This is a genomic window from Larkinella ripae (assembly GCF_054780775.1).
Window position 1 is genome coordinate 394343 of record NZ_BAAGVR010000022.1, and the last position, 22724, is coordinate 417066.

18 protein-coding genes are annotated in these 22724 nt (G+C 52.2%); 6 read left to right on the forward strand and 12 right to left on the reverse strand.

The features are described from left to right. Positions 1–79 precede the first annotated feature (79 nt). Together ACYVHX_RS14485 and ACYVHX_RS14490 are read left to right on the forward strand one after the other, a co-directional pair. Positions 80–958, forward strand: coding sequence for an SDR family oxidoreductase (locus tag ACYVHX_RS14485; RefSeq protein ID WP_460672367.1), 879 nt, complete (start codon positions 80–82; stop codon positions 956–958). Between the two features lie 39 nt (positions 959–997). Then, positions 998–2581, forward strand: coding sequence for an FAD-dependent oxidoreductase (locus tag ACYVHX_RS14490; RefSeq protein ID WP_460672368.1), 1584 nt, complete (start codon positions 998–1000; stop codon positions 2579–2581). Between the two features lie 708 nt (positions 2582–3289). Here ACYVHX_RS14490 and ACYVHX_RS14495 read toward each other — a convergent pair. Then, the gene (locus ACYVHX_RS14495) at positions 3290–3514 is read right to left on the reverse strand and encodes a hypothetical protein (protein ID WP_460672369.1); all 225 of its coding nucleotides are present in this window, start codon (positions 3512–3514) and stop codon (positions 3290–3292) included. Between the two features lie 302 nt (positions 3515–3816). Between ACYVHX_RS14495 and ACYVHX_RS14500 the strand changes: the two genes are divergently transcribed. Continuing rightward, positions 3817–4497, forward strand: coding sequence for an OmpA family protein (locus ACYVHX_RS14500; RefSeq protein WP_460672370.1), 681 nt, complete (start codon positions 3817–3819; stop codon positions 4495–4497). Between the two features lie 483 nt (positions 4498–4980). Here ACYVHX_RS14500 and ACYVHX_RS14505 read toward each other — a convergent pair whose 3' ends face one another. The 9 genes from ACYVHX_RS14505 to ACYVHX_RS14545 all read right to left on the reverse strand — a co-directional run bounded on the left by ACYVHX_RS14505 (position 4981) and on the right by ACYVHX_RS14545 (position 18799). Then, a complete protein-coding gene (locus ACYVHX_RS14505) occupies positions 4981–5607 on the reverse strand; it encodes a DUF3575 domain-containing protein (RefSeq protein WP_460672371.1) in 627 nt (208 codons plus the stop codon). Between the two features lie 33 nt (positions 5608–5640). Further along, positions 5641–8778, reverse strand: a complete 3138-nt coding sequence (locus ACYVHX_RS14510; RefSeq protein ID WP_460672372.1) for an ATP-binding protein — start codon at positions 8776–8778, stop codon at positions 5641–5643. A gap of 184 nt (positions 8779–8962) precedes the next feature. Beyond that, entirely contained in the window at positions 8963–9622 is a 660-nt protein-coding gene (locus ACYVHX_RS14515) for a hypothetical protein (RefSeq protein WP_460672373.1), read from the reverse strand. 390 nt (positions 9623–10012) lie between these two features. Next, positions 10013–11686 carry a SusD/RagB family nutrient-binding outer membrane lipoprotein gene (locus tag ACYVHX_RS14520; RefSeq protein WP_460672374.1) on the reverse strand — a complete coding sequence of 558 codons (1674 nt, stop codon included), beginning with the start codon at positions 11684–11686 and terminating at the stop codon, positions 10013–10015. Positions 11687–11698: 12 nt separating this feature from the next. Next, entirely contained in the window at positions 11699–15178 is a 3480-nt protein-coding gene (locus ACYVHX_RS14525; RefSeq protein ID WP_460672375.1) for a SusC/RagA family TonB-linked outer membrane protein, read from the reverse strand. 352 nt (positions 15179–15530) lie between these two features. Continuing rightward, positions 15531–16601 carry a FecR family protein gene (locus ACYVHX_RS14530; RefSeq protein WP_460672376.1) on the reverse strand — a complete coding sequence of 357 codons (1071 nt, stop codon included), beginning with the start codon at positions 16599–16601 and terminating at the stop codon, positions 15531–15533. Positions 16602–16693: 92 nt separating this feature from the next. After that, positions 16694–17308: an RNA polymerase sigma factor gene (locus ACYVHX_RS14535; RefSeq protein WP_460672377.1), complete on the reverse strand. Its 615-nt coding sequence runs from the start codon at positions 17306–17308 to the stop codon at positions 16694–16696. Positions 17309–17533: 225 nt separating this feature from the next. Next, complete coding sequence (locus tag ACYVHX_RS14540; RefSeq protein ID WP_460672378.1) at positions 17534–18304, reverse strand: hypothetical protein; 771 nt, start codon at positions 18302–18304, stop codon at positions 17534–17536. 333 nt (positions 18305–18637) lie between these two features. Further along, positions 18638–18799, reverse strand: a complete 162-nt coding sequence (locus tag ACYVHX_RS14545) for a hypothetical protein (RefSeq protein ID WP_460672379.1) — start codon at positions 18797–18799, stop codon at positions 18638–18640. A gap of 191 nt (positions 18800–18990) precedes the next feature. Between ACYVHX_RS14545 and ACYVHX_RS14550 the strand changes: the two genes are divergently transcribed. From ACYVHX_RS14550 to ACYVHX_RS14560, 3 genes are all read left to right on the forward strand, one after another. Then, positions 18991–19701 (forward strand): recombinase family protein, encoded by a 711-nt coding sequence (locus ACYVHX_RS14550; protein WP_460672380.1) that lies wholly within the window; start codon positions 18991–18993, stop codon positions 19699–19701. Between the two features lie 688 nt (positions 19702–20389). Next, the gene (locus ACYVHX_RS14555) at positions 20390–20734 is read left to right on the forward strand and encodes a hypothetical protein (protein WP_460672381.1); all 345 of its coding nucleotides are present in this window, start codon (positions 20390–20392) and stop codon (positions 20732–20734) included. A 7-nt stretch (positions 20735–20741) separates the two neighbouring features. After that, complete coding sequence (locus ACYVHX_RS14560) at positions 20742–21125, forward strand: hypothetical protein (protein WP_460672382.1); 384 nt, start codon at positions 20742–20744, stop codon at positions 21123–21125. A gap of 331 nt (positions 21126–21456) precedes the next feature. On the opposite strand, the gene ACYVHX_RS14565 is transcribed toward ACYVHX_RS14560, so the two are convergent. Continuing rightward, the gene (locus ACYVHX_RS14565) at positions 21457–21879 is read right to left on the reverse strand and encodes a hypothetical protein (protein WP_460672383.1); all 423 of its coding nucleotides are present in this window, start codon (positions 21877–21879) and stop codon (positions 21457–21459) included. A gap of 10 nt (positions 21880–21889) precedes the next feature. Beyond that, positions 21890–22696 (reverse strand): hypothetical protein, encoded by an 807-nt coding sequence (locus tag ACYVHX_RS14570; protein WP_460672384.1) that lies wholly within the window; start codon positions 22694–22696, stop codon positions 21890–21892. Positions 22697–22724: the final 28 nt, after the last annotated feature.

Consider the following 22724-nt stretch of genomic DNA (forward strand, 5'->3'; position numbering starts at 1 on the left):
AGGAGCTTTCTTTCACCTGTTTTGGGGCTCTTTTAAGGGGGTTGGGGTGAAACTCATCCTATTTACTTTTTCAACGTGTATGCAAACTCTTCAGGATCCCCGTCACCAATATCCCAAACCGCCGTATGAACAGCCCGCTCAGGACCATCCCGGCACCGATGCCCGGATGAATCCCAAAGCGGATCACGGCGAAACATCGTACCAGGGCAGCGGTAAATTAACCGGCCGCAAAGCGCTCATCACCGGGGGCGACAGCGGAATCGGGCGGGCCGTGGCGCTGGCGTTTGCCCGCGAAGGTGCCGATGTGCTGATCTCTTACCTGAATGAAGACCAGGATGCGCAGGAAACCGTGCGGCTGGTGGAAGAAGCGGGCCGGAAAGGCTTTGCCGTTCGGGGTGATATTCAGGAGGAAAGCCATTGCCAGGACGTAGTTCAAAAGGCTATCGACGAATTCGGGCAGCTGGATATTCTGGTCAACAACGCGGCTTTTCAGATGGGGCACAGCTCGTTTCTGGACATCAGTTCGGCGGAATTCGATCAGACGATCCGGACCAACATTCACGCCCTGTTTTATTTGTGCAAGGCCGCCTGGCCGCACCTGAAACCGGGTAGTTCGATCATCAATACCTCGTCCATTCAGGCCTATCAGCCCGAACCAAGTTTGCTGGCGTATGCCGCCACGAAAGCCGCCATCGCCAATATCACCAAATCGCTCGCCAAAGAAGCCATCGAAAAAGGCATCCGGGTCAATGCCGTGGCACCAGGGCCGGTCTGGACCCCCCTGATTCCGGCGACAATGCCCGAAGACAAAACCAAAAGCTTTGGGGAGGATTCGCTCTTTGGGCGGGCGGCCCAACCCATCGAGCTGGCCCCTATTTACGTCCTGCTGGCGTCGCAGGAAGGCAGTTACATCACGGGCATGATTTACGGCGCAACGGGCGGCCGGCCCATTGCCTGACCCACTTTGTTTCCTTCGTTTCAACCAAAAACCGCTTTTATGGAAACCGCTCAGAATACGCAATCCCAGGACGGTGCTTTTACTTCCGGCAACCATGTAAGCTTTTGGGTCGATTCGGTTGCGCCGATCCGTTATCAACCTTTGCAGCAGGCCTTAAAAACCGATGTGGTGGTGATCGGAGCCGGTATTTCCGGTTTGTCGGTGGCTTATAATCTGATCCGTTCCGGCAAAAAAGTGGTCGTGCTGGAAGATGGCAACGTGGGCAGTGGCGAAACCGGGCGCACGACGGCGCATCTTTCCAACGCGCTCGACGACCGTTATACCGAAATCGAACGCTACCACGGCGCCGAGGGTGCCCGGATGGCGGCCGAAAGTCATACGGAAGCGATCCGGTTTATTGAGCAGACGGCGCAACGGGAGCAGATCGACTGTGATTTTCAACGGCTGGACGGCTACCTGTTTCTGCACCCGACCGACACCCCCGAAACCCTGACCCAGGAGCTGGAAGCGTCGCAAAAAGCCGGCTTGAAAACGGAACTGCTGGCGGGGGTACCCGGTTTGGCAAAAGACGAAGGGGCTTGTGTCCGTTTTCCCGAACAGGCGCAGTTTCACCCCCTGAAATACCTGAAGGGGCTGGCCGAAGCGTTCGTCCGGCTAGGCGGGGAGATTTACACCGAAACGCGGGTGACGAATATCAGCGGGAACACGGTTCAGGCCAATGCGCAGACGGTGACGGCTACGGATCTGGTGGTGGCGACCAATTCGCCCATCAACGACCGGGTGACCATGCACACCAAACAATGGCCGTATCGGAGTTATGTAGTGGGCGTGAAAATACCGAAAGGGGCGGTTCAGCCCGCGTTGTGGTGGGACACGGGCGATCTGGAATCCAAATGGATCAGCGAGCCGTATACGTATGTCCGGTTGCAGCCGGTGGATGAGCAGTTTGATCTGGTGATTTGCGGTGGGCACGATCACAAAACCGGTCAGGCGGATGAAGAAGGCATTCTGGAAGAAGACCGCTATCAGCAACTGATCGACTGGGTACGCCAGCATTTTCCGCTGGCGGGCGAGGTGGCGTATCGCTGGTCCGGGCAGGTGCTGGAACCCCTGGATGCGATGGCCTACATTGGCCGAAATCCGGGCGATACGCATACGTACATCGTCACCGGCGATTCGGGCAACGGCCTCACCCACGGCACCATCGCCGGTTTGCTGATTACGGACCTGATTAACGGCCGGGAAAACCTGTGGGCACGTCTGTATGATCCGGCCCGCATCAGTTTGAAAACGACGGGGGATTACCTGAAAGAAGCCGGAAATTTTGCCAAGCAGCTAAGCGATTATTTTTCCAAAAGCGAGTTACCCGACGCCAACGATCTGCCCCGGGGCGAAGGCGCCATTCTGGGATTGGGGATCGGGAAAATAGCGGCTTACCGGGATGAAGAAGGCACCTTACACGCGCATTCGGCCATTTGCCCGCATCTGGGCTGCGTGGTGCAGTGGAACGCAGACGAAAAATCGTTCGACTGCCCCTGCCACGGGTCGCGTTTTACGGGCAAAGGGGCGGTGATCAATGGCCCCGCCCTGAGTGACTTAAAAGAAGTCCCGGCGGACCGTTAAGAGAAGCCGCGGTTTTAGTTTCCCTCCCCGGCGAATCAGGCTCCTGTGGCGCTCGTCTGTCACTGAAAGTAGCAGTCAAGCCCCTTGTCAGCACCAGAGGAGCGACCTGTACTTGAAAGGTCGCTCCTCTGGTGCTAGGTTTTCTTTCCTCGTAAGCAATCAACATAATGCTCCTTGAGGTTAAAAAGCATTCCTCCACGCCGAATTTATCTTTTCAATGGTTCCGACGTTGCCGGATAGCGAGATGGAGGTCCGGTTTATCGGACTTATGGCGTCATGTATTCATCCGAAACCGCCAATTGTTAAAACCGGGTTGATGGACCGTTCTAGCCAGCTACCCGGTTCAGAAAGTCTACTGGCAATAGATGGGCCACTTGCACTCCGGAAAGCGCCTTTGGCGTACAAAATTTCCCGCTTTCAAAAACCGGGTATATCATGCCTGCTGGATTTGGTGCCATCCCGGCTGCGTGGGCTTGACGCGCAAAACGCGATCGCTGCCCGGTTATTCTGACTTCGTAAAAGAAAAGATCAGGAACGTATAAGTAGAATCGTTAGCTCAACGTTTCTTGGGTTGGGTATGTTTCCCGCCATTTATGGTTAAACTGAAATAGGACCATTCTAACACACTGATTACCACGCAATCTCCGGCCTTCGAGCGGTGCTCAAACGCACCAACCTCCGGCAGGGCCCGTCTCCAACCCTGCCCGCCTAGTTACTGCGGTGGTCGGACGATTGCCCGTCCAAGGACTGGGGTGGAATCGCGGCCTGATTGGTTACAATCAAGAGTTCGGTAATCGTGATCAGATCCAGCAATTGAACTTTGATTTGACCAAGGGTGTAGACGTCGATGCTCTCTTTCTGCTCAGCACAATGATCCAGTGTTTCCCGGATCGCCAGCAGTTCTCCCTGAATTTCCAACAGATCCTCTTCCATAATTTCAATTTAATTAGCTGATTAAAAATAAGTTACTTCAAAAACTGCCGGGGATTAATTTTCTATTAACTAATCTTATCCGGTCTAGTTCAAAAAAATAACTAACGTCCCCAGCTTAAATCGCTGCGGTTTCTGTCCTGCCATGTAACCCGCTTGTTTTGATCCTCAAGCGAATTGCGGTTTATTGACGTTGATCGGCGGATGAATAAAGTCGGCAAAATGCCAGGTCTAAGCCGGTTTTAATCCATCTGTCAACAAAGAATACGCCAACCGCGTTAATGCATTAACTGATCTATCGTGCTATGAATCTCTGGTTAAAAAACGGCGCGCTCCCCGTGCTGCTTTGCCTGCTGTTTTCCTCCTGCAGCAACAGCAGGAAAGACGAACAGGCCGCAACAAAAACACCGTCAGCAACCGATACGACCGTTTCACCGTCGGCTCCTCAGACACGGGCAGCAGACGGTGAAACGGTCGCAGCTCCTCCCGTCGATTCGACCCGGACCAGCCCTGAAATGCAAAATGACACGGCCGCTCCCGATGGCAACGGCCTTCAGATCAACGGTACTGCGACACATTACGATATCCTGCTGCCGACGGATGTGCTGTTTGATTTTGATCAGTCCGCATTGCGGTCCGAAGGGGTTTCTCTCCTGGAAAAAGTGAAGCAACACTTTGCTACTCACGGTGTTGATCAGCTCCACGTCTGGGGGCATACGGATTCCAAAGGCAACGATCAATACAACTTCAAGCTGAGTCAGCGACGGGCCATTACGGTTGCCAACTGGCTAAAAAAGAACGTTAAAACGAAAGGACTGATCATGTCGATTGGCCGGGGTGAGCAGGAACCGCTCGTACCGAATCAGAATCCTGATGGGACTGATAATCCGGTAAACCGGCAAAAAAACCGCCGGGTTACGTTGTCGGTAGTCAAATACCCAAATGTGAACCAGATGCTGGAAAAACCCGAAAAAGCAGCCCGGTAGTTTTTATACTTCCACCCTGATCTTGCTCCAATCCAGCGGGCGAATTGGCAAAAGATGCCCTGGAATGTCGTGGCAGCCATCAGGCCGTTAATCCGCTTTTAATACGCGTTAAACGTTAGTTAATTATTTAATAATTAGTTATTTATACTTACATAAATAGTAATTTTATTGCACAAATATGAAACGATAATCGATGAATAAAGACTACTTAACCGGTAATAAATTTGCAGAATGGGCCGTTCTGGGCGTAATCGCCACGCTGGGCATTTTATGTTTAGCTTCCGTCTTTCTGTCAGAACAGTCTTAGCGGGCAGAAGCCCCCGGCCACCTTTCCGGGCCTTTCTTTATCAAACCACCGTAACTTTACCATTCATTCAGGCTTTGAAAGCACCCGGTTTCAATTGAACCGGAGCGTTCCTTCAGGTTGGAGACACTACACGTACCGCTTTCACAGCCGTCAGCCCGGTTTCCATCGTCTGATCACTAAAAGGCATAGCCCAGACCGATTCCCGTTCGAAAGTCAAAGGTTAGGTAATCATTGCTGGTGTCGGTTGTCAGGGTGCTATACCGCAATGTATGGCGATACGAGGTGAGCGAAGGTGGCAACACGCCCTGCCCGTGGATAAACTCAATTACCAGCCTTCGTCTGATCAGCCACTGATATCCAAGCGCCAACCCAAACCCAAGCGAGCGGACGTCCTTTTCATCCCGCGCCGACACATTTCCTACACCCGTACTGATCGAACTCACGTACCGCAAGGTGCGGGCTTTTAGGTACGGATTGATAAAAAAACCGGTCGGGTGCGCCCTGGTAAGCAGGCGGGATCGCCGGGCCGTATACACTTTGCCTTCGAGGGTAGCGTTGTAAAACCGCCCACCCCCCGACACAAGGCTGCGGGGCCACCACCGGGCGCTCGTCCGGAAAACAAACCGGCGCGTCAACGCCCGTTCATAGAAAAGCGAGAGGGGTGCCAGGGCATTCGTTTTCAAAACGTTGGGGTAGACCCATCGCCGGGTTGTATCCTGGGCAGATGCCTTCGGTGAGGAAAGTAGAAAAAAGAACAGGATGCCTCCGAGCGCCGTCCATCGAATACCCCATGCAGGTCTCATAAATCAGTAGGTAGGAATTGTTGTTCAGCCGTTCTATTTATCACCCCGCAGGTCACTTTTGACCGATGGCTTGGCCCCTGCTTTTTTGCGCACCTCACTGGGGGGATACCCGAACTGACGGGAAAAACTCGTTGAGAAATTGGCCGGATTGCCAAAACCGACCTGATAGGCCACTTCGGCCACCGTCCCGACGTTCCCGCTCAACAGCTCATGGGCCCGCTGGAGTCGCAAGGCGCGCAGCAAGTCGCCGGGCGTCTGGTTCAGCAGCGCTTTAAGTTTGCGGTGAAGCTGGGTCCGGCTCAGGCCGACTTCCTGACACAACCGGTCCACATTGTAGTGTTCATCATCCAGATGGCTGTCCAGCGCCGTCCCAACCCGCCTGAGGAAGACCTGTTCCATCGAGGGCATCGAACGGGCCTCCGGTTTCCAAAAATTCTGGGGGTCAGGCTGGGGCGGGCCCAGCACAACCCGGCTATAGTGTTCCCGCAACTGTTGCCGCACCGTCAGCAGGTTGGTGATCTGGGCCCGCAGTTCCCGCTGATGGAAAGGTTTGGCCAGGTAACTGTCGGCCCCGGTTTCGAGGCCCTCCAGCTTGCTCTCCAGATCGGCCCGGGCCGTGAGCATGATGACGGGAATGTGGCTGGTGCGCTCATCCTGTTTGAGTGTCGTACAAACCTGATACCCGTCCATGCGGGGCATCATCAGGTCAGTAATAACCAGGTCGGGGACGTGTTCCTGCGCGAGCTGGACACCCTCTTCACCGTTGCTCGCTTCCAGAATGCGGTACGTGCCGCCCAGCGGGTTGCCGCCCAGCGGGTTGCCGCCCAGCGGGTTGCCGCCCAGCGAGGAGCGGATAAAAACCCGCACGTCTTCGTTATCCTCGATCAAGAGCACCAGCGGAAGGGTGGCTGCCGGGTCCACCGGGTGGTGCGGCAGTAGGCCGGTTCGCTCCGATGGGACAGACTCTGTACTTTCGGGCAGCAATGTGATGGACTGATCTGCGGCCGGGCCGGTTTTCTCAAACGACGGTTCCGGGCGAATCGGAAACCGAACCGTGACGGTGCTCCCAAACCCTTCCCGACTGACTATCGCAATGGAACCGCCCTGCAATTCCACTAATTCCCTGGTCAGCGCTAAACCAATGCCGGTGCCTTCCTGCTCGCGGGTGTCCGAGGCATCGACCTGATAAAACCGGTCAAAGACGTAGGGCAGCTTTTCCGCCCGGATTCCCACGCCCGTGTCGGTAACCCGCAGCACGACCCACGCAGGTTCGTCCTCATCCCGGCAGGTTAGGTCAACCGATACCGTGCCTCCGGCGGGGGTGAATTTGAGGGCATTGGAAAACAGGTTGTACAGAATCGTTTCCAGCTTCGGGCGGTCCATCGCCATAGTCCACTCCTCCCGATCCGAGGTGAACCGGAGGCTGATGCGGTTTTGGCGGGCCAGTGATTCGAAGGAGTGCAGCGTGCCCCGGACTAGCCCCACCCAATCGTCGGGCGCCAGCGCGAGCCGGGCCTTACCGGCTTCCAGCTTGCTCAGTTCCAGAAGTTGGTTGATGAGCCGGAGCAGGCGCTGGGCGTTGCGCTGCAAAAGACCCACCTGCTGCCTGGTGTGTTCTTCCCGGGTGTGGGCCAGCACCTGTTCGGCGGGTCCCAGCATCAGCGTCAAAGGGGTGCGAAATTCGTGGGTCAGGTTGGTGAAAAACCGGGATTTGACCCCGTCCATCTCCCGCAACTTATCGGTTTGCTGCTGCAGTTGGTCGGTACGCTCCCGGACCGTCTGTTCCAGTTGCTCGTTCTGGTGGGCCACCAGCGCCCGTTTTTCGGCTTCCTGGGCCAGGGTTTTGGCCGACAGATCCCGGACCTGATTGAGCTGCATGGACAGGTTCCGGTTGGTGCGGGCCACGTCCTGCGCCAGATAAATTGAAGTGCACAGGGGTAAAACCAGGTAGCCAAACGTGGTAAACAGCGTCTGATTATAAAGATCATTCACCCGGTTTGCCGTTATCCAAACGTCAAACAGATCGGCGGTCCCGACGAAAAATACGATCGAAACGAACAGGATACCGACACCAATCAACCACACGCCGGGCTGCCGACGCCGGATGGCCAGCCCAACGACCCGGGCCACTTCCAGCGTACAGACGAACATGAACCCAAACAAAATATAGAAGGGCAGCACCTGCGGATTCAGCAGCAGATAGGCGTTGACCAGCATGGCCAGCCCCGCAAATGCCCAGATTCGTCGGGGTTGCCGGTTATAAACGACCGAATAGATAAAGGCCACCGAGGTGACCGCCAGCGCAAAGTTTGTGAAAAATGCCAGTTTGGCAACGGCATTCTGCCAGGCGGGGTCCCGGAGGACATAGTCCAGATAGGCGCAGACGGAGTCGATCGTCGACAGGATCAGCCAGCCGCTGTAGTAGAGATTTGATTTTTGGCGGGGATAGCTGACAAACAGAATCAGGTGCAGGAGGGCAAATAAGCCGGTGGCAAACGCCAGCGCCAGGGGAAACGTATAAGCCCGGGCCAGGCTGACAACGAGTTTAGACAAGGTTTCATGCAGGCCGATCTGCATTCGGAATCCCTGCTCATTCCACATGGTGCGGGAATTATAAGGCTGGCGGGCGGAGAGTCGAACGGCCAGCACATGGTCGCCGGGCCGGGTCAGGCGGAAAGACAGGATTTCAAACTGAACCTGAACGTCGGTGTTGGTCGCGGGGGTGTTCCCGATTTTTCCGTAACTGCCAATTTTCTCTCCGTCCAGGTATATTTCCGATGCACTTCGCTGGACAACGCGCAGAGCCAGTTCTGGCCCCACCAGGTTCGAATCAACCCGGAAGTGGAGCCGAAACCAGCCGACGCCCGTCCAGCCGGGCGGTGTATCCGGCAAATCAAACGCACTGCGGTGGGGCAACCAGGTGCGGTCATCAAAGGTTGGTTTGGCCCACTGCGCATCATGGCCGGAGTGAAATAACCACGTAACCTGCTCCCGCCGTAGCGAATAGCCGCAACAGGGGTATTTTAGCAAACTGTCAACCGTCAACGACAGGGGCTGCACCTGAACCTGTCCCCGGCTCTGGGACCCACTCAGCCAGCCGATCAGGATGTAGAAAAGCAGTCGGCTCCCCGGGTGGGAAATGCTGCTCAGAACTGTGCTAATCCGTCTCATGTTAGAAAGTTATCAAAATTGCTGCGTATTCAGGAGGCTGCGGTTTTTTATTCCTTAGTCGTTTTGCGTAAGCCATGCACTTGTGTACCGAAAAAACCGCCTTCGCAAAAATGGCGTGCTTTCCGCCGTGCTCAGCGGTTCAATCTGGCCAATTTCAAAAAACCGCTACACGTCCATTCGGAAATCAGTGAATCGCCAGGGAAACATCCGTAAAGGTGGCCGTGCCGGTCGTGTGGGGCAGCAGGATCAAATAGATGAACAGCTCATCGACGCCCGCTGAATACGGCAGCGTGACGGCGTACTCCGCAAAATCGGCGGTGCCCTTCACGGGGGTTTTTCCTTCAGTCGTGGCAAACAGCACCGAGGGTTGGCTGTTGCGGTCACCCCGCAGCACCAGCGATACACCCTGCCCCTGAACCTGTTCCAGCCGCACCTTCGCAGTCAGTGTCAGGGAGCGACCCACCCGCAGGGCCGCAGGCGGAGTAAAGCGGTAGGTCCAGTAGCAGTAGGAGGTGGTATCGACCAGCGTGGAAGTTCCCATCCCTAGCGTAAACGAAACCGCCCTGGCCGGAACGCCCGCCAGACCCGTGCCCCCGATGGGTGACGTGGTTCCGACGCTGCTGGTGCGAACGGATTGCTGGTAGTTATTGGGATTACTCCGGTTTCCCACATCCCCCACAAAAAACCGCCAGTCGGTCGCCGAGATCGGGATGGTATTGCCGGATGTTGGCGTACGGGGGCCTCCGCCCGTCGAAGGCGTAGTGGGTTCGGGGAAGTTTTCATTCCGTTCGCAACTCAGCAGAAACAGGGTCAGTACTGGAGCGATAAGCAGAAGAGCCCGCATAGCCTTACTGGTTAGAAGTGGACACGGGGATGGCTCAGGCGGGTAAACTCCTCACCCTCGAGCCGGACTGATTAGCCCGATTTTCCCTGTCTACAAAACAACGCAGTGACCAGTAAACCGGCTTTTGGGGATGTTGCAAAAGCCTTTGAAAATGTTTCGCCCGTAAAATTTGCCTTCTGAAAGAGATTTAGGATGCCTGTGCGGGGAGCCATCCACTTTTTGCAGCCTCAAAGCGGACCGGCTGGATGCGGTCGGTTTTACCACTTGGCAGAATCCGCCGGTAATCGCCTAAGCTGTTGGTCGATTTGGGAAATCGACCCGGTCCGGTTTCTGAATGCGCAGGAACCGGGAACAGAAAAAAGGCCCGGTCGCAAGCGACCGGGCCTTTTTTCAATACGGTTTATTCGTACCCTGGATAAGCCACATTTTGGCGTAGTGGTGATCCTTGCTTTGCCCGGCAGGGATGAAGTTGGTGGTGCCCAACCGGCTTACGGCATCATTGTAATTCGCAATGTACTTGGGATCCAGGTTAGGAGTCGGGTACATGTAGCGGATTGGCAGGGCCGGACCGAACTGGGCCACCGGGCCGGTTTTGAGCGCGGGAAAGCCCGTCCGTCGCCAGTCGAACCAGGATTGGATGCTGAACCAGGACGAAATCCATTTTTGCTCTAAAATCCGTTCCTGCTTGTTCCCCGCGCTGGCGTAGCTGACCCCCGGTTGTGCGTAATACGTATCAAATTTGAACGCGGTGGCCGTCAACGCCCCTTCTTTGTCCATCGACGCCTGAACCGCTTTTTTGTAGTGATCTTCCGCGTCGGTGGCGCCAAAACCGCCCAGCAGGGCAGCCTCCGCCAGGATAAACTCAACCTCCGGATAGTTCATGAAATTCATCGCTACGTAGGGATCGGTATTTTTCCGGTAGCGGTCATGAATAAACGAAATGTAGGGATTCTGCTCGTTGGGATAAACCGCCACATCGTTGCCCTTGTTGTAGACGATGCCCTGCGTGATGGGAAGGCCGACCGGCAAACCGACATACAGGTTGGTATCGGCACTGGAGGCCACGCTCGGCACATAGACGACGGAATACGTTTCCCCGAACAAATTCGTGACCGACTTGGTGGTGACCGCAGTCACGTTGGCATCCCATTTTCTCCGCACCGGATTGGCCCAGCGCTGCAACCGCGGATCTTTCAGCTGGAGCAACTTGTCAACGAGCGGTTTTGCCGGTTTGGTCAGCCAGTTGAAGGTGGCCGAGGCCAGCGGACCGCCGGGCTGGGCGTTGTCGGAGTTGGTCCCCAGGAACGCAATGGTGGCATCATCGGCCTTGCTGGTAAATGCTCCGGCGGACGCTTCTTTAAACTCGGTTTCAAGATTGATGCCCAATGCCGCCATTTCGGCCTTTTTATCCGCCAGCCGGAGGGCGTAACGCAGCCGCAACGAATTGGCAAACTTCCGCCATTTGGCAGCGTCCCCCTTGTACATCACATCGGAAGTTGCGCTCACCACATCCTTGGCCGTCAGGTTCTGAAGCAGGGCGTTCGCCTGTTTCAGGTCCGTCAGAATGCCTTTATAAACATCCGCCTGGCTATCGTATTTTGGAAAAAAGGCTCCGGTGCTGGCCTTCAGGGCTTCGCTGTACGGAATGTCGCCGTAAATGTCGGTCAGCAAGCCGAAGATCATGGAGCGCATGGTGAGCCCGATTCCCTGGAACAGTTTGTTGTCATCCCGCACGCCGTTGTCATAAACGATCTGCACGTTTCGCAGGATATCGTAATAACCGCCCCAGTTTTCCTGCCCCCAGGCATACTGGTTCGTCTCGGCGGCCCCTTCGTTCGTTCCCGCCTGCATGTACTGCATGGCAGCCGCGATCTTGGAACTGTTCTTACCCAGACCGAAAACCAGCTTTCCACTGTTGACCAGTGAATAGGTGAGGACGTAGTTGGAAGACACGTTTTCGGGACTGTTGGGATTCTTGTTAACTTCCGTAAGATCCTCACAGGCGGATAGCCACAGAACCATCATCGCCAGCAAGGCAATTCGCAATGCTTTTATCGTTTTCATTAGTACGTCCAATTAAAAGTCCACATTCAATTTAGCCCCGAACGAACCCGTGAAAGGCAGTACGTTGTAATACTCCACCCCCTGCGACCAGCCCGCACCGTTGGGCCGGAAAGCCCGCTCGGGATCGAGTCCCTTGATCCCCGCGGCCGTCCACATAAAAATGTTGCTGGCCACGAACCCAACCGATGCATTCTGCAAATGCAGCCGGTTGACAAAGCCTTTGGGCAGGCGGTAGGTAATCGAAATTTCCCGCACTTTCACGTACGTGGCGCTGTACATGTTCTTCTCGGCAAATGGACGGTTGGCGTAGCGGTAGGCACTGAACGGATCCAGCCACTTGCTGCCGGCTCCGCCCAGGTTTTCGGTATAAACCGTGTTGCCGTTGGCATCTTTGGTGGCCAGCACGCCCGGGTTAAGGCTGGCATCCTGCACCCGCCGGCCCGCTTCCACGCTGCCTTCCGGCCAGGCAAAACCGTGGTATTCGGCATTGCGGCCGCCTACCCAGCTACCCAGGTATTTGTCCGGATTTTCCTTGATCTGCTCGGCCAGGCTCCGGTTCGGATCGTAGCTTTCACCGGTCAGGGTTTCTTCCAGCTGCCCGTTGTTGCCCAGGAACATCATCGTATTGGAGTAGAACGACCCGCCCAGACGCCAGTCGACATTGGCGAACAGGGTGATGTTTTTGTAGGTGATCGATGGCTGAACGCCCATCAGGAACTTGTGATTAAAGTTTCCGATCTTTTTCAGGTTGTTCACATCGTTGTCGGTCTGGTAAAGGCCGCCATTGGTCACGATCGGATAGCCGTAATAAGGCGAATTGGTATCTTTCACCCGCAGGATCGGCGCGGCATAGATTTCACCCACCTGACCTCCTTCGTACGTCCGTACTTCAGCCCCGGAGTAGGAGGTAAACGAGAAATACTTGATGCCGTCCGCCAGGCGGGTGATGTACGTGCGGTTCCGGGTCAAGGTGATGTTCATGTCCCAGGTAAAGGTCTCGGTTTTGACCGGCGTCGTGTACAGCGCCAGCTCGAAGCCTTTGCTTTCCACGAGTCCGGCGTTGATCTGCTTGGTGTTCGCACCGGATTCAATGGGCGTTACGATCGACAAAACCTGGTTTTTGTTCCCCCGCTGGTAGAAAGTCGCATCCAGTCCCAGGCGGTTGTTGAGGAACTTCAGGTCTACCCCGATCTCGCCCGAGGTGGCAATCTCAGGCTTCAGGTCCGGGTTGGTGAGCGTTCCGCCCATGTACATGCTTTTGGCCGCACCCCAGTCGAGGGCGGTCTGGTAGATGCGGCTGTAAGCGTAAGGCGCTACGTCATTACCCACCTGCGCATAGCCCGCCCGGATTTTGGCAAAGCTGACCCAACGAGGCATGGTAAACATTTCCGAAGCGATAACGCTGAGCGAAGCCGACGGATAGAAATACGAATTGTTTCCTTTCGGCAGGGTGCTGGTCCAGTCGTTCCGCGCCGTCAGATCGAGGTAAACCATGTCCTTGAATCCAACGGAAGCGGATGCGTATACCCCGTACAGTTTCTTGCGGTTCAGCAAACTGTTGTAGGCCACGGCTCCGGGAGCGCCATTGGAGATGTTGTAAACACCGGGCACCACCAGCGCGGTTGCCGCCGTCGCCAGGCTCCGTCCGTATTGCTCCAGCCGGTTCAACCCGGCCAGGGCGTTCAGGCTCCAGGCATCGCCAAAGTTTTTCTTGTAGCTCAGGATCAGGTCAAGGTTTGTTTCCTTGTTGTAGTTATTGGATACCTGATAAGCACCATTCACAGCCTCGAAGTTGTTGTACGCTTTTTTCGCTTCCAGAATCTCTTCGTACGAGTCGCGCGAGTAGCGGCCGGTGAGCGAAAAATCCTTCGTGATGTCGTAGTCGAGCTGGATCTTGCTCACGATGCGGTCGCGCTTAAAACCGGTGGGATTCTCGTACGCCAGGTAGAAAGGGTTGTTTTGCTTGTCTTTGTATTTCCGTTGCGCGATGCCCTCCTGGCCGGGAAGCCAGTAGTCACGCAGGTCGTTGATGTTGACCTGAGATCCGGTTTCGTAGACGCTGCGGACGACGTCATTGCGACTCTGGTCGATGATCGGCCGGTTGTTGGAACCCGATTCGGTGATGTTCATGTTCACCGATGCCCGCAGCCTGTCGGTCAGGTTGTAGGTGGTGTTCAGGGCGAGTGTCAGCCGGGACAAATCGGTGTTCGGGATGATACCGGTATTTTTCATGTTCCCGAGCGACAGCCGGAAGTTGCCTTTTTCGTAGTTCCCGTTGACCGAAATGTTGTTCGTGTTGGTAATCCCGGTCTGGAAAAAATCCTTGAAACGATTGGGGTAGGAAACCAGCGGTACTTTCTGGCCATTGCTGTTCCACAAGACCCACTGCTCTCCTTTGTCGAGTGCCGCGCCCCAGCTTTCATTTTCCGGCTCCTCCAGGATGTGTGCCCCGGTTTTGCCCGATCCGAATTTATTCTGAACCGCCACATAGTCCAGCGGAACATCAGCCACCACGGAGGTGTTCAGGGATACTCCAATTCCTTTTTTACCACCCGTGCCGGATTTTGTCGTGATCAGCACGACCCCGTTACCGGCCCGTGAACCATAGAGTGCAGCGGCACTGGGGCCTTTCAGGATGGATACGTTGGCAATATCATTCGGATTGATGTCCGAAATGGGATTGCCCATATCGGCGCCGGCAAAACCGTTGGAGAGCTTGTTGGCGACCGGCACCCCATCAATGACGAACAGCGGCTGGTTGTCGCCATTCAGGGAGTTGGCACCGCGGATGATCATGCTCACCGAAGACCCAACGCCCCCGCCGAGTTGTGAGATCTGGACCCCGGCCACCTTGCCCGCCATGGCGTTCAACACGTTATTCTGGGGCGTTTGGGTAACGGACGTGCCTTCAATTGTGCCGACCGAGTAGCCGAGCGATCGTTTGTCGCGCTTGATACCGAGTGCCGTCACAACCGCTTCCTGCAGCGTGTTCACGCTTTCGACCATTACCACGTCAAGCACGCTGCGGTTATTGACCGTCACCTCCTGGGTCTGGTACCCGATGTAGGAAAAGATCAGCACGGCGGCCTCACCGGTTACGTCCAGGGAAAACCGACCGTTCGCATCAGTGGTTGTACCGGATTGGGATCCTTTCAGGATGACGTTTACGCCCGGTATTCCCAATTTGTCTCCGCTGCCCGTCACCACGCCGGTTACGGTTTTTGCCGGCGCGGTGCGCGCTTCGGCTACCGGGATGGTTACCGGCCCCGCTCCTTCGGGTGAGTAGCTGATCTTCTTGAACAACAGGATTTGTTTCCCTCTTACCTCAAACGAGGTGTGCAAAGGCCCAAGAAGTTTGGTCAGGACATCGCTCAGCCGCTCGTGACGGGCCGAGATATTGACCACCAGCGACGACTGAATTTCACTGGGGTTGTACATAAAACGGGCATCCGACCGGGTTTCGAGCGCTGAAAGCACTTTTTTCAAGGTCATGCCCTCCATTTGAAGACTGATTCTTCTCTCAAGAATTTCCTGACCACGCGCGCCGGCGAAAGAAAGGCTGGAAAAGACAAGGGCGATACAGAGCTGGAGTACCGATAGTTTCATACTAGTGCGCCATAGAGTTTTGAAACGCTGGTTTGGGTTCATATCTGAATGTTTTTGCAACACTTGATGCGTGGGAAAACGAAGGGTTTGTTTACCCGGGTCAAGGCTAGTCAACGGAAGATGTTAATGGGGTTTAGGAATTGCTGATGGTTGCGCCATCCTTCTTTTTTGGTAGATTAGGTTCTATTCATACGGTTCAGGTGGGTTTTCGTGAATGGTTTGAATCTTCTGAAGGCGGTTACGGCTCGGTTTCAATAATCACCCTGCCTTCTTCAATATGATAGGTCCCTTTGATGATGCGGCAGATGAGATGCAACTCGTCGTGCAGGCTCATCTCCGAAAACGTTGCCGTCAGCCGGTACGGGGCCAGCTTTTCAGGCTCGTAGTCAATGTCGATTCCGTATTCCTTTTCAAGGGCGTTAAAAACCTCGGTAACGGGAGTTTCGTCAAACGAAAACCGGGGCGGATGATACAGGTTCGCCAGTCCCTGAATCCGGGATTTGGTCAGCCGGACCTTATTCTGGCTGAATGTGGCCTGCTCGTTGGGCGACAGAACCAGCTCCCCAGACGCCATTTTATCTATTTTTTCCAGGTCTTTTTTCGTAAATACCGTCACCTTGCCCGTCAGCACGCTGACCGACGCCTGTCTTTCCCGCGCGTAAGCCACCACCCGAAAGGAAGTCCCTAACACCCTGGTAATAAGGTGATTTGAATAAACGAAAAAAGGATGAGCCGGGTCTTTCACAACATCAAAAAAGGCCTCGCCGTCGAGATAAACGACCCGGTTGGTCTCTTTTTCCAACGTTGCACTGAACGAGAGCCGGCTGCCCGGCTGCAAGAGCACGGTACTCTTGTCGCCCAGCAGCACCGTCATCGGTCGGTTGGTGTTATTGGCCCGTTCCACCCGGATTTTTGACGGCGGAGACGTTGTGGAGATGGCAGGAGGAGAAACATCCCCCGGAATCTGGTAAACCAGCCAGCCAAGCCCGGCTACCAGCAGTACGACGGCTGCCATTCGGGCCAGCACCCGATACAACCGCCCGCCAAGCGGCCGGGCCGTTTCACTCCCGAGCTTGTCCAGTGTGCTTTCCACAATCCGGTCGAGTTCAAAGTCGGATAGCATTTCGCTTTTTTCAGCCATAGCCAGCAAAAACGCCCGGGCATCCTGGACTATTTCCGACCGGTCGGGATGGTCGGCCAGCCAGTGTTGCCAGAACGCTTCCGCCTGGGCGTCGCCGTTCAGAACCCAGGCCCGGAACCGCGTGTCAGTCAGAAAATCTTCGACGGTATACTTGTGATAATCGGTCATAGCAATGCGCTTCTCCTATGAGATGCAGGGAATGCGTCTCACATACCAGATTTTTGCATTATTTTTTTGAATTTTATAAAGAAGTGGCCTTCCTAGCTTATTAGCAGGGCTAGCAGGGCGAAGAGACTGATGGCAACCGTCTTGATCCGGTCCCGCAGATTAGTGAAAGCCAGGTGAATCAGGTTCGATACGGTTTGGGGCGAAATGGTCATGACCTGCGCGATTTCTTCCCGGCTGAGTTCCTGATAGTATTTTAGATAAATCACCTCGCGCTGGCGCTTGGGCAGGAGGTTGAGCAGATGACCCAGTTTTCGGGTGCGTTCGGCCAGGCTTTCTTCTTCAATGAGCCACCATTCCGGGGAAAATTCAACGTGCAGCCCGCTGTCTTCGGCGTCCGCGCTTTCGTGATGCACAAAGAGCTGGTGCTTCTGAACCTCCCGGTACACTTTGCGCCGGAGCGACGTAAAGAGATACGCTTTGACGTTATCGGGGCTGGACAGCGTCAGTTTCCGGTTCCAGATTTCGATGAACAGCTCCTGGATGCAGTCCTTGAGAAATTCTTCATCCCGGATAAATTTCTGCCCGTAATTCAGCAAAGACCGGTAGTGAAGCCGCATGAGCGATCCCAACGCCTGCTCATTACCAAGCACAAGATCGTTCCAGAGCCGGGAATCTCTCGATCGGTTGGTTTCAGGCAGGTTGGACATGATTACGGGCTCGGCTGATGTTAGTGGGTCTGAAGGGGTTGGCGCCCTTTGAAGTGTTTGTATAAGTATACGTTCAATTTAAGAAAAGTACTAATCAAAATGGCGATACGTCAACATCTTTGTGTTAAGAAAATGTAAACACCTCACAAAGCCGTCCCGCCGAACGTAGGGTACGGGTCTGGTGATGCCCCAATCACCGGTTGAATTGGCCAATCCGGGCACCAGTCAATATTCATAGGTCACGCGAAAGAATTTCACCTCCATGAGGTTGTTGCCGGGGCCTGCCTGAAAGGTTTTGCGGATGACCGGCCAGCCATCCTGGTATTCGTATTCATATTTCATGTAGACTTTACCGGTGTCGTAGTAAACTTCTTCCAACACATTATTCTTGTCAAGCACGGGGGAGTAGGTGTGCAGAAGACCGGAATTGCTCATGTCCATCAGCATTGGGAAGATGAACCCCTCTTGCCGGTTAAGTTCATACAGGGGATTGGGTTTTTCATCCCAGTTAACAGCCTTGAATTGAATGGGATACGGGATTTGAAGCGAGGGCTTATAACCGAAAGCAACCAGGTTGTTGCCGGAATAGGATAACTCTTCCGTTACCTTGTAGATTGTATTGGTAACGGTCGAGAGGTTCCCCTGCGCGTCATACTGGTATTCATAAAGGGTTTGATGCGGGATTGATATTTTCACCACCCGGTTTTTATCATCCCTTTCGAAACGATACGTGCCCGTTTCCCGGTTATTGAGCCGGGTGGCCATTGTCGCGACCTGACCGTCCTGGTGGCGGGTGTATTCAATTTGCTCCACAATCTCACCGCTGGTCATGGTAAGGCCCGACAGCTTATTCGTAGCGTACTGAAAGTCAATCGTTATCCCACCGCTGGTGATCCGCTTCAGCTGTTTTGGAATCGCGGCCGGATCGGGCCCGCGGCTGGCGGGCTTACATTGCCAGACTAAGAGGTTGAGGAACAGCAGATGAACAGGTTTCATGGCCGGAACGTTTGACCATAAAGATGACGATTTCCTTCCCTACTTACAAAACCGGGAATCAAAAACCGGCAGAAACCCGAATAGCCAGGTAATTACTAGGAGCGACTACATTGAAACGAAAAAAGCCCCTTTCGGGGCTAATTTCTGCATTTTGTTAGTGATTTGCTGCTGCCTTATCACTGCCTTTCAATTTATCCTTAACTAATTGAAACCAATATTAACTAATTGATAGTTAATGTATTAATAAGTAATAATAAGTTCAAGGTACAAATGAGCGCCAAAATTATCATGTGATTTAACAATCTCCTTAAAAGAGTTAATCGGTCGTTCGTATCATTCGCTTGCCTTCTCTCTTCCATTCTTGTGATTTCTTACACTTTTTGCAATTAAATCGCGGATGGCGTCCGATGCACTGATTTCGCGTTCCTCGCACTGAGCTATAAAAGAGGCTTTCAGTTTGCTGCTGATCTTGATCTCTAAACGGCTGTCTTTCATGGTGTTTATTGTTATGTGGCCTACATCTAAAGATAGCGAATTTTCCGGTTAATATACGTATAAATCAGGTAGTTAATTGTACGGACGTTTGCCGTATATGCTTATTACAATGCCTTAACGGTCGTTATGGGTTTGTAATATCTACAAGTTTCTGCTATATTCAGGTGTCCCAAACCTCATCATTCCTGAACATGGCAAAGCGTTCACTTACTCCCACCATTGATAAAAAGTACGTGGTTTACTTCCGAGTCAGCACTAAAAAACAGGGCGAATCCGGTCTCGGCTTGGAAGCACAGCAGTCTTATGTGAATCACTTCTACAGCAAGGCCAATATTATTGCCGAGTATACCGACATTAGAAGCGGTAAGACGATTCACAAGCGGCCCGAACTCCAAAAAGCACTCAAACAGTGCAAAGCCGAGAACGCTGTATTGGTAGTGGCAAAGATTGATCGCCTGAGCCGGAACACCGAGCAAGCACTTTCCATCTACCGGGATCTGGAGGGGCGGCTGGAGTCATGCGACATTCCGAATCTGGACAAATTCACCTTGACGCTTTTTATGGCTATCGCCGACCGGGAGCGCGAACTGATCGCCATACGGACCAAGCAGGCACTCGAACAGAAGCGGCTAAAGTTTGGCGAGTGGAGGATCAAAGGCCCCAACGAGAAAAAGGCAGCCGCCGGACTGATCGGCGCTCAGCTTGCAAAAGAAATCGCATCCGACAACGAAAACAACCGCCGGGCATCGGCCATGGTTGCCATGCTCCGCAGTCAGGGCAAAACGTTTGCGGCCATTGCGGCCGAGCTAAATGGAGCAGGCTTTAAGACCTCAACCGGTAAGCAGTTCCAGGCTACCCAGGCGATGCGGCTGCACAAACGGGCTGAATTGGCAAAAAAGTGATTGATAAATACAGAAACAAAACACAATAATCATGACCAATCATACCGGAAGAATTTTCCGTGAGTGGGGCGGACAGTGGCGGAATGACTTATTAATGATCACGTACGAGCTCGGGGTCGGTGGGACAGTTTATCACCGTGGCCGGTTAATCGAAAGGGCATTCATTCTTGATGACGGTATACACGTAATGATCGAGAATGAAGAAGAAATCATTTAAATAAAAACTGGAGTACAGGACGGCTACAGATACCAACTTTGGTTCATGTCGAACGACCTGGCCGCCGACAATTGTTCAGCCATTTGCCGAGCACGATTAGAAAAGAACCGGGAGGAGGTGTTCACCTGCTGTTGCTGCAACTGCACCAACGAGCTGATCGGTGGGCGGTCTGGATCGATGCCGTACGATGGTGAGAAGATTTGACCTTTCGAGCACAGAGTTGATTAGTAAAGGGCGGGCGACACCTTCTATCATCGCTCGATACGTCAAAATTGAACAGGTATAGGGTATTGATGATTCGGAGCATCCACTCGGCGAACTTTTCTTACCTACTCCAATTCAACTATCCGAAAAAAAGATAGATGAATAATCCCCGAAATTTAGGGAAAAAGAAACTTTTTCTATAATTTAACAAGGATTTTTTTACCCACTGCAATATGTCGTTGTTTAGTCTATATCGAAAGATTTCAAATGAAAAATTTTGACGAAGATAAACTCAATGATCCACCAAAAAGAAGGCCATCGTCAAGTCCAGTAACGGATAAGACAGTGGTAAAGTTGACTATGGCAAATGTTGGAAGTATATTAATTGTGGTTGTTGGCCTGATTGTTACATCTTTCCAAATCGGTATTGCTTATAATAGGCTTACAGAGTCCACTTCAAAAATAGAAACCTTGGAAAAGGAAATCAAAGATATCAAAAATGAAAATCTTGACTTAAAACACGAAGTGCTAAAAACAACCTATGATGGAAAAATGTTATTAAATAGAATTATGGAAAAGGAAGATACAACTATAAGGGTGAAGAAAAGATAACTGTCTAATGAAAAAAAAAATAGCTTCGAATACAGGTAATCCTGAGCCATTGGGGTTAGATGAATTCAAAACATCAAATAAATATTTTTCTTTATTTAAGTATATAGGTGATTTCCTTTTGGCCTCTGATGTAAATTCAATTATTATTAAAGTGCAAATTTTTGTAGGGCTAATATTTATAATAATATATTCATGTAATTTTTTAATAGAAGAAAAAGAAATAAGGAAAGTGGATTTTATTAGAAAAAGTCGTGTGCCGGAATTAAAAGAAGAACAATATATTTTGAAAAGTCAAATTGATAGTGCAAAATCAATTCAAAATGAAATAGACGTAATAAACACCTTCAAAATGCAAAGCAATTCTTTAAAGTCAGATAATTTACATTATTAATATCCTTACCTGACACTATATCATAAACTGTGTTTGATTAAAAGTAAAAAATTGGGCCTACAAATCCCAATTTCTCGTTTACACAGTTTACTCTCCAAGCTGGGAAAGCATAAGACACCAGTTTATTGATTGACTATATTTTAACAGAAATCCGGTTTCATTTTAACAATTAGACCAAAGTCATAAAATCTGACTTTGGTTCTGGATATGTTGGAAATGCCAAACACCGAGCGCCGGACTTGTCAGAAGTAGCAATACATTGCCGGTAATGCCCAAAAATTTGCATGTACAAATTTCTACTGCTGCGGCAACTACTATTGCATGATGTCCGTCAAATGGAAACGGTATAGGGAGCTACTGCACTTATTCGGCTCGGACTTATTCCTTTTAGCCAGTGCGGAGGCTGTTCTTTGATCACGTACTTTTTGAAGTCTTTACGGCAAAATGCGGCTCCTGTTTCGTTGCTACCGTCAACTACCAGAATAACGCCCTCGGTGTCGCTCTGCATGTAGGTTATACTTTCGCGCGGTAGCCAGATGCCGATGCCGGAAAGTCTGCGCCGGAACGCCGATCCATAGTCTAACCACAGCACCACATCGTTGTTGACTACCTCAATGCGGGCACGCGCCTTATTGCTGACTTCGATTCGGATGTTATAACCGATCTGCCCAGGCTTCTGCCGAGGGACCGACTCAGTGTGATTTTCAAAAATAACGCCCTCGGGGGCTTCTACTAAGACTCGTTTTGATGCCAATTATTTGCTTTTATGGTTGGGTACTATTTTCAACTTCGCGGGCTACAAATTCGAACCGTATAGTGAGCATACCAGGAAAGGAACCAAGTGCATACTTTGTCCATTCCGGTTTTACAGAAAACGACTTTTTGAATAATTCACCTTCTATATCTTTAAATTCTATTTGAAGAGTAAGGTTAGGAAACTTTGCGTCTATTTCGTTATCTTGACTATCGATCAATATTGAAAAATAGGTTTCAATATAATCAAATGGTAGATCAACAGAAATGCTTGCGTTAGGAGCAACAAAGCCGAATTCTAAAATCTCATCAGATTGGACTGTACCAGATATTGTCCTCGAATTATTGACTGAGACCTTCCAGTGCTTTGGCTTGTAATCAATTTTCACGTCTTTAAACGTTTCTGTAAAAAGATTATGAGCTAATTGCTTATCGTAATTCCATGAGACTTTAATTTGCTTAGCTGTTCCTATAGCCTTATTTTGAATCTCAAGCGGAAAATGACATTCTTTATATGTGGGAATCTTTTCAGGAAGTATGGGCGGCATGCCAACATCAAGATCACAATTAAGAAAGCACTTGTATCCAAATAAAGCGGGCAAATTATCCTCGTCTTTTATTATGCATACAGAGCCTATCGTTGTGGGGGCAACAAACAAGTCCGGCCGAAGTCCTGTCTTTCGCTGGCTCTCCATCAGGTCAAGAGTTCGGTAAGAGAACCATGCAGAGATAACTAACGCCACTGCGGCTATGATTGTTGAAATCGCTGACCAGTTAGGTTTCGCTTTTTTAGTCTGTCCTCGTTTTGCTGGGGGCATCTTCTTCTCGGCAAGGGCACTTACGCCT

Bases quoted from the DNA above. Each gene is read 5' to 3' on its own strand.
- ACYVHX_RS14485 (WP_460672367.1), top strand. From the start codon at position 80: ATGCAAACTCTTCAGGATCCCCGTCACCAATATCCCAAACCGCCGTAT.
- ACYVHX_RS14490 (WP_460672368.1), top strand. From the start codon at position 998: ATGGAAACCGCTCAGAATACGCAATCCCAGGACGGTGCTTTTACTTCC.
- ACYVHX_RS14495 (WP_460672369.1), bottom strand. From the start codon at position 3,514: ATGGAAGAGGATCTGTTGGAAATTCAGGGAGAACTGCTGGCGATCCGG.
- ACYVHX_RS14500 (WP_460672370.1), top strand. From the start codon at position 3,817: ATGAATCTCTGGTTAAAAAACGGCGCGCTCCCCGTGCTGCTTTGCCTG.
- ACYVHX_RS14505 (WP_460672371.1), bottom strand. From the start codon at position 5,607: ATGAGACCTGCATGGGGTATTCGATGGACGGCGCTCGGAGGCATCCTG.
- ACYVHX_RS14510 (WP_460672372.1), bottom strand. From the start codon at position 8,778: ATGAGACGGATTAGCACAGTTCTGAGCAGCATTTCCCACCCGGGGAGC.
- ACYVHX_RS14515 (WP_460672373.1), bottom strand. From the start codon at position 9,622: ATGCGGGCTCTTCTGCTTATCGCTCCAGTACTGACCCTGTTTCTGCTG.
- ACYVHX_RS14520 (WP_460672374.1), bottom strand. From the start codon at position 11,686: ATGAAAACGATAAAAGCATTGCGAATTGCCTTGCTGGCGATGATGGTT.
- ACYVHX_RS14525 (WP_460672375.1), bottom strand. From the start codon at position 15,178: ATGACCTTGAAAAAAGTGCTTTCAGCGCTCGAAACCCGGTCGGATGCC.
- ACYVHX_RS14530 (WP_460672376.1), bottom strand. From the start codon at position 16,601: ATGACCGATTATCACAAGTATACCGTCGAAGATTTTCTGACTGACACG.
- ACYVHX_RS14535 (WP_460672377.1), bottom strand. From the start codon at position 17,308: ATGTCCAACCTGCCTGAAACCAACCGATCGAGAGATTCCCGGCTCTGG.
- ACYVHX_RS14540 (WP_460672378.1), bottom strand. From the start codon at position 18,304: ATGAAACCTGTTCATCTGCTGTTCCTCAACCTCTTAGTCTGGCAATGT.
- ACYVHX_RS14545 (WP_460672379.1), bottom strand. From the start codon at position 18,799: ATGAAAGACAGCCGTTTAGAGATCAAGATCAGCAGCAAACTGAAAGCC.
- ACYVHX_RS14550 (WP_460672380.1), top strand. From the start codon at position 18,991: ATGGCAAAGCGTTCACTTACTCCCACCATTGATAAAAAGTACGTGGTT.
- ACYVHX_RS14555 (WP_460672381.1), top strand. From the start codon at position 20,390: ATGAAAAATTTTGACGAAGATAAACTCAATGATCCACCAAAAAGAAGG.
- ACYVHX_RS14560 (WP_460672382.1), top strand. From the start codon at position 20,742: ATGAAAAAAAAAATAGCTTCGAATACAGGTAATCCTGAGCCATTGGGG.
- ACYVHX_RS14570 (WP_460672384.1), bottom strand. From the start codon at position 22,696: ATGCCCCCAGCAAAACGAGGACAGACTAAAAAAGCGAAACCTAACTGG.